Source organism: Pseudomonas sp. 05N434, assembly GCF_056396965.1.
Map to the genome: position 1 here is coordinate 1 of NZ_JBFTMK010000300.1, position 6,752 is coordinate 6,752.

The following is a 6,752-nucleotide window of genomic DNA, read 5'->3' on the forward strand; positions in this document are numbered from 1 at the left end:
GTTCAGCACAGCGGCGACGATGCTTGCACCGTGGGTCGGCGGGTTGGAGTAGTTGGTGCGGATCACGCGTTTGACTTGCGACAGCACGCGCGCGCTTTCTTCTTTCGATTCGCTGACGATCGACAGGGCGCCAACGCGCTCGCCGTACAGCGAGAAGGATTTGGAGAACGAGCTGGAAACGAAGAAGGTCAGGTTCGATTCGGCGAACAGGCGCACAGCGGCAGCGTCTTCATCGATACCGTCGCCAAAGCCCTGGTAGGCCATGTCGAGGAATGGAATGTGACCTTTGGCTTTCACCACGTCCAGCACGTTTTTCCAGTCCGCCGGGCTCAAGTCGACGCCAGTCGGGTTGTGGCAGCAAGCGTGCAGCACAACGATGGAGCCGGACGGCAGGGCGTTCAGGTCTTCCAGCAGGCCGGCGCGGTTAACGTCGTGGGTGGCGGCGTCATAGTAGCGATAGTTCTGTACTGGGAAACCGGCGGTTTCGAACAGTGCGCGGTGGTTTTCCCAGCTCGGGTCGCTGATCGCCACGACGGCGTTCGGCAGCAGTTGCTTGAGGAAATCGGCACCGATTTTCAGCGCGCCAGTACCGCCGACGGCCTGGGTGGTGATGACCCGGCCAGCAGCGATCAGTGGCGAGTCATTGCCGAACAGCAGTTTCTGCACGGCCTGGTCGTAGGCGGCGATGCCGTCGATCGGCAAGTAGCCACGGGAAACGTGTTGAGCGGCGCGAATCGTCTCGGCTTCGACAACGGCGCGCAGGAGAGGGAAGCGGTGCACAAACGGGGAGCTAGTATAGAGGCCATCAGCGATTGATGGCGACAGGCGATTCGGCTTTTACGGTAAGTTTTTCCAATTATTTTTCGATCGTTGGTCGAGCGACGTCGTCAAAGGTTTTACCCGATGTAGGACGTTTGCCTTGAAAGGGATGGCAATCGGCTCCACATTGAGCACAATCCAGTTTTTTCCTCGGGCGACATCGGTCGTTTGCGGTCTTTCTCGTTCCTGTCCGGCTTAACCGGGCAAGAGTGAACCAGAGGTATGTATGTCTGAATTCCAGCTAGTCACCCGCTTCGAGCCCGCCGGCGATCAGCCGGAAGCCATCCGTCTGATGGTCGAGGGCATCGAGGCCGGGCTGGCGCACCAGACGCTGCTCGGTGTGACCGGCTCGGGCAAGACCTTCAGCATCGCCAACGTGATCGCCCAAGTGCAGCGCCCGACGCTGGTGCTGGCGCCGAACAAGACCCTGGCCGCGCAATTGTACGGCGAGTTCAAGGCGTTCTTCCCGAACAACGCCGTTGAATACTTCGTCTCCTATTACGACTACTACCAGCCCGAAGCTTATGTGCCGTCGTCCGACACCTTCATCGAGAAGGACGCCTCGATCAACGACCACATCGAGCAGATGCGCCTGTCCGCGACCAAAGCGCTGCTGGAACGCAAAGACGCAATCATCGTCACCACGGTGTCGTGCATCTACGGTCTGGGCAGCCCGGAAACCTATTTGAAGATGGTGTTGCACGTGGATCGCGGCGACAAGCTCGACCAGCGTGCGCTGTTGCGTCGCCTGGCCGACCTGCAATACACCCGCAACGACGTGGATTTCGCCCGGGCGACTTTCCGGGTGCGCGGCGATGTGATTGATATCCACCCGGCGGAATCCGATTTTGAGGCGATCCGCATCGAGCTGTTCGATGACGAGGTGGAAAGCCTGTCCGCCTTCGATCCGCTGACGGGCGAAGTCATCCGCAAGCTGCCGCGCTTCACCTTCTATCCGAAGAGCCATTACGTGACGCCTCGGGAAACCCTGCTCGACGCCGTCGAGGGGATCAAGGTCGAGTTGCAGGAGCGCCTGGAATACCTGCGCTCCAACAACAAACTAGTGGAAGCCCAGCGGCTGGAGCAACGCACCCGTTTCGACCTGGAGATGATTCTGGAGCTGGGTTACTGCAACGGCATCGAAAACTACTCGCGCTACCTGTCGGGCCGTGCATCCGGCGAGGCGCCGCCCACCTTGTTTGACTACCTGCCAGCCGACGCCTTGCTGGTGATCGACGAATCCCACGTCAGCGTGCCGCAGGTCGGTGCCATGTATAAGGGCGACCGGTCCCGTAAGGAAACGCTGGTGGAATACGGCTTCCGCCTGCCATCGGCGCTGGATAACCGGCCAATGCGTTTCGACGAGTTCGAAGGCATCAGCCCGCAGACAATATTTGTCTCGGCCACGCCGGGCAATTACGAGGCGGAGCACGCAGGGCGCGTGGTCGAGCAAGTGGTGCGCCCGACTGGCCTGGTGGACCCGCAGATCGAAATCCGTCCGGCGCTGACTCAGGTCGACGACTTGCTCTCGGAAATCACCAAGCGCGTAGCCCTGGAAGAGCGGGTGCTGGTGACCACGCTGACCAAGCGCATGTCCGAGGATTTGACCGATTACCTGGCCGATCACGGCGTGCGCGTGCGTTATCTGCACTCGGACATCGACACCGTGGAGCGGGTCGAGATCATCCGTGACTTGCGCCTCGGCACCTTCGATGTGCTGGTGGGGATCAACCTGCTGCGTGAAGGCCTGGACATGCCGGAAGTCTCGCTGGTGGCGATTCTTGATGCGGACAAGGAGGGTTTCCTGCGCTCCGAACGCTCGCTGATCCAGACCATTGGCCGGGCGGCACGCAACCTTAATGGCCGGGCGATTCTGTATGCGGATCGGATTACTGGTTCCATGGAGCGGGCAATCGGCGAAACCGAGCGTCGTCGCGACAAGCAGATCGCCTTCAACCTGGCCAACGGCATTACGCCCAAAGGGGTGTTCAAGGACGTCGCCGACATTATGGAAGGCGCGACTGTGCCGGGTTCGCGCAGCAAGAAGCGCAAAGGCATGGCCAAGGCTGCCGAGGAAAGCGCCAAATACGAAGCCGAATTGCGTTCGCCGAGCGAGATCACCAAGCGCATTCGTCAGCTGGAAGAGAAGATGTACCAGCTCGCCCGCGACCTGGAGTTCGAAGCCGCGGCGCAGCTGCGCGACGAAATCGGCAAGCTGCGGGAGCGGTTGATCGCGGTTTGACGCTCCCTCTGTAGAAGCTGCCGAAGGCTGCGATCCTTTGATCTTGTTTTTACAGGCAAAGTCAAAAGATCGCAGCCTTGGCAGCTCCTGCGGCGCTTAAATCCCGCACTCACTGGAGCCGGGCGGCTATCGCCTGTTACCATTCGCCCCTTGTTTGATCTTCGCTTTTCATTCTTTTTGAGACATGCCATGACCACCGTCCGCACTCGCATCGCGCCATCGCCTACCGGGGACCCCCACGTAGGTACCGCTTACATCGCTTTGTTCAACTACTGCTTTGCCAAGCAGCATGGCGGTGAGTTCATCCTGCGGATCGAAGACACCGACCAACTGCGTTCGACCCGCGAGTCCGAACAGCAGATTTTCGACGCCCTGCGCTGGTTGGGTATCGACTGGAGCGAAGGCCCGGATGTCGGCGGCCCGCACGGTCCTTACCGTCAGAGTGAGCGCGGCGATATCTACCAGAAGTACTGCCAGCAACTGGTCGACATGGGCCATGCCTTCCCGTGCTTCTGCACCGCTGAAGAACTGGACCAGATGCGCGCCGAGCAAATGGCCCGCGGTGAGACCCCGCGTTACGACGGCCGTGCGCTGTTGCTGTCCAAGGAAGAAGTCGCGCGCCGCCTGGCTGCCGGCGAACCCCACGTGATCCGCATGAAAGTGCCGACCGAAGGCGTGTGCGTGGTGCCGGACATGCTGCGTGGCGATGTCGAGATCCCGTGGGATCGCATGGACATGCAAGTGCTGATGAAGACCGACGGCCTGCCGACGTACTTCCTGGCCAACGTGGTCGACGACCACCTGATGGGCATCACCCACGTGCTGCGCGGTGAAGAATGGCTGCCTTCGGCACCGAAACTGATCCTGCTGTACGAGTACTTCGGCTGGGAACAGCCGCAGCTGTGCTACATGCCGCTGCTGCGTAACCCGGACAAGAGCAAGCTGTCCAAGCGCAAGAACCCGACCTCGGTGACGTTCTACGAGCGCATGGGCTTCATGCCGGAAGCGATGCTCAACTACTTGGGCCGCATGGGCTGGTCGATGCCGGACGAGCGCGAGAAGTTCTCCTTGCAGGAAATGGTCGACAACTTCGACTTGAACCGCGTCTCGCTTGGCGGGCCGATTTTCGACATCGAGAAACTGTCGTGGCTCAACGGCCAGTGGCTGCGTGACCTGCCGRTGGAAGAGTTCGCCGCTCGCGTGCAGAAGTGGGCGCTGAACCCTGAATACATGATGAAGATCGCGCCGCACGTGCAGGGCCGGGTTGAAACCTTCAGCCAGGTCGCACCGCTGGCTGGCTTCTTCTTCGCTGGTGGCGTGAATCCGGACGCTAAACTGTTCGAATCCAAGAAGCTCTCGGGCGATCAGGTTCGTCAGTTGATGCAATTGATCCTGTGGAAGCTGGAAAGCCTGCGTCAGTGGGAGAAGGACAGCATCACTGCAACGATTCAGGCGGTGGTCGAATCCCTGGAGCTGAAGCTGCGTGACGCCATGCCGCTGATGTTTGCTGCGATCACCGGGCAGGCCAGTTCGGTATCGGTACTCGACGCGATGGAAATCCTCGGTCCGGACCTGACCCGTTTCCGTCTGCGCCAGGCCATTGACCTGCTGGGCGGCGTGTCGAAGAAAGAAAACAAAGAGTGGGAAAAGCTTCTGGGCGCGATTGCCTGACGGCGTTTGACTCAGTAGGAGCTGCCGAAGGCCGCGATCTTTTGATCCTGATCTTCGGCGCTTCCCCCGAATTTACGGGGGGAGGGCGGTAAGTGATTGTTATGTCGGCAAAAAATTTTAAATTTTTTGAAAAATAAGTTTGACAGCTTTCCGATGCGCCATTAAGATTCGCCCCGTCCTCAGCGATGAGGGGCTATAGCTCAGCTGGGAGAGCGCTTGCATGGCATGCAAGAGGTCGACGGTTCGATCCCGTCTAGCTCCACCAATTTACASTTCAAGGTCTGGCCACACCGGCCTTGAAKCGATCARCWCTCAGCRYTGATCAGTTGTATAGAAGGGTTTGCGTCCCCTTCGTCTAGTGGCCTAGGACACCGCCCTTTCACGGCGGTAACAGGGGTTCGAGTCCCCTAGGGGACGCCACGATTACCCGCTTTGCGGGATTTTTAAGGGTCATTCAATTATTGAATGGCCCTTTTGTTTGTCTGGCGTTTGGCCAAATCTCCTTTTTCCCCAACACTGTTCTTCAGACCAGCGGTCACATCCACGACTTGCGGAAAATTATTATGAGAATAATATTCTAGTCGTAATATTCGGAGGCAACGATGAACGATAAAAAAGCTCAAACCCGCGAACGCATCCTCAAGGCTGCCAGTGCAGCGCTGATCCAGCGCGGCCCGGCCGAGCCGAGCGTGGGCGAAGTGATGGGCGCGGCCGGCCTGACGGTCGGCGGTTTCTACGCGCACTTCGAAAGCAAGGACGCGTTGATGCTGGAGGCGTTCAAGCAGCTGCTCAGCCATCGTCGTGACTTGATCGCCGACATGGATGCCGAGTTGACCGGCGAAGAGCGTCGCGCGTTGGTCGCAGCGTTCTACCTGTCGCGCAAACACCGTGATTCCACCGAGCAGGCATGCCCGGTTCCAGCGTCGATCAGTGAACTGGGCCGTCTGCCGGACGAATTTCGCGTGGCGTTGAATGAACATATTGAATTGATGGTCGCGCAGTTGGCAGCCAGCCCGGAAGACATCGACAAGGTCTTGGCCGACATCGCCTTGATGGTGGGTGGTTTGGCGCTGGCGCGGGCGCTGGGGCCAGGAGAGTTGTCCGATCGATTGCTGCGCGCCGCCAAATCGGCGGTGCTGTGACCTAAAGGCATCCAGCCTGAGGAGATGGGCGATGAACACGTTGAGCTGGGTTCGTGGCGTTAATGGCACCTTGGGCTGGTTCGCACCGAAGCTGGTGGCGAGCAAGATGCGTCTGGCATTCATGACCCCGCGGGAGTTGCCGCCGCGTGATTGGGAATTGCCGCTGCTGGCGAAATCCGAGCGGATCACCTTGCGCTTCGGCCTCTCGGCGCTGCGTTGGGGACAGGGCCCGGCGGTGTTGTTGATGCACGGCTGGGAAGGCCGGCCAACGCAGTTTGCCGCGCTGATCACGGCGCTGGTCGATGCCGGTTACACCGTGGTCGCCCTGGACGGCCCGGCTCATGGTCGCTCGCCTGGACGCGAAGCCAATGTGGTGCTGTTCGCCCGGGCGATGCTTGAAGCAGCTGCTGAACTACCGCCGCTGCAAGCGGTAATCGGTCACTCGATGGGCGGCGCCAGCGCCATGCTCGCGGTGCAGTTGGGCTTGCGCACCGAAACCCTGGTCTCGATCGCCGCCCCGGCGCGAATCCTTGGGGTGCTGCGCGGTTTTGCGCGCTATGTACGCCTGCCGCCCAAAGCCCGTTCGGCGTTCATTCGTCAGGTCGAAAAAGACGTTGGCATGCGTGCTGCTGCGCTGGATGTCGCGCACTATCAGCTCGACATGCCAGGCCTGATTGTCCATGCCGAGGACGACAGCTTTGTCTCGGTCAAGGAGTCCCAATTGATTCACGAAGCCTGGTTCGACAGTCGCTTGTTGCGCCTGGAAGAGGGCGGTCATCAGCGGGTCCTGGCCGATCCGCGGGTGATCGATGGCGTGCTCTCGCTGCTGGCCGGTCGCAGCCTGCAATCGCGCCAATCGGCCTGAGCTTCCGTTACAC

The 6,752-nt window shown here is 60.1% G+C and carries 4 protein-coding genes, 2 tRNA genes and 1 pseudogene; 6 read left to right on the plus strand and 1 reads right to left on the minus strand.

Annotated elements, in window-relative coordinates; all coding sequences use genetic code 11:
- Positions 1–774, minus strand: a pseudogene (locus tag AC1DLB_RS18535) (aminotransferase class I/II-fold pyridoxal phosphate-dependent enzyme); the annotation flags it as partial.
- A gap of 271 nt (positions 775–1,045) precedes the next feature.
- Here AC1DLB_RS18535 and uvrB point away from each other — a divergent pair.
- The 6 genes from uvrB (at position 1,046) to AC1DLB_RS18565 (ending at position 6,739) form a co-directional block, all read left to right on the plus strand.
- A complete protein-coding gene (uvrB, locus tag AC1DLB_RS18540; RefSeq protein ID WP_019582112.1) occupies positions 1,046–3,061 on the plus strand; it encodes an excinuclease ABC subunit UvrB in 2,016 nt (671 codons plus the stop codon).
- Positions 3,062–3,250: 189 nt separating this feature from the next.
- Complete coding sequence (gene gltX / locus AC1DLB_RS18545; RefSeq protein ID WP_477785411.1) at positions 3,251–4,732, plus strand: glutamate--tRNA ligase; 1,482 nt, start codon at positions 3,251–3,253, stop codon at positions 4,730–4,732.
- 189 nt (positions 4,733–4,921) lie between these two features.
- A tRNA-Ala gene (locus AC1DLB_RS18550) sits at positions 4,922–4,997 on the plus strand.
- Positions 4,998–5,076: 79 nt separating this feature from the next.
- Positions 5,077–5,152 (plus strand) — tRNA-Glu (locus tag AC1DLB_RS18555).
- Between the two features lie 182 nt (positions 5,153–5,334).
- Positions 5,335–5,874, plus strand: coding sequence for a TetR/AcrR family transcriptional regulator (locus AC1DLB_RS18560; protein WP_019582113.1), 540 nt, complete (start codon positions 5,335–5,337; stop codon positions 5,872–5,874).
- Between the two features lie 31 nt (positions 5,875–5,905).
- Entirely contained in the window at positions 5,906–6,739 is an 834-nt protein-coding gene (locus AC1DLB_RS18565; RefSeq protein WP_018928104.1) for an alpha/beta fold hydrolase, read from the plus strand.
- Positions 6,740–6,752 lie beyond the last annotated feature (13 nt).

What these genes read in the sequence shown, in the direction of transcription:
- AC1DLB_RS18565 (WP_018928104.1), top strand. Translation starts at nt 5,906, where the DNA reads ATGAACACGTTGAGCTGGGTTCGTGGCGTTAATGGCACCTTGGGCTGG.
- uvrB (WP_019582112.1), top strand. Translation starts at nt 1,046, where the DNA reads ATGTCTGAATTCCAGCTAGTCACCCGCTTCGAGCCCGCCGGCGATCAG.
- AC1DLB_RS18560 (WP_019582113.1), top strand. Translation starts at nt 5,335, where the DNA reads ATGAACGATAAAAAAGCTCAAACCCGCGAACGCATCCTCAAGGCTGCC.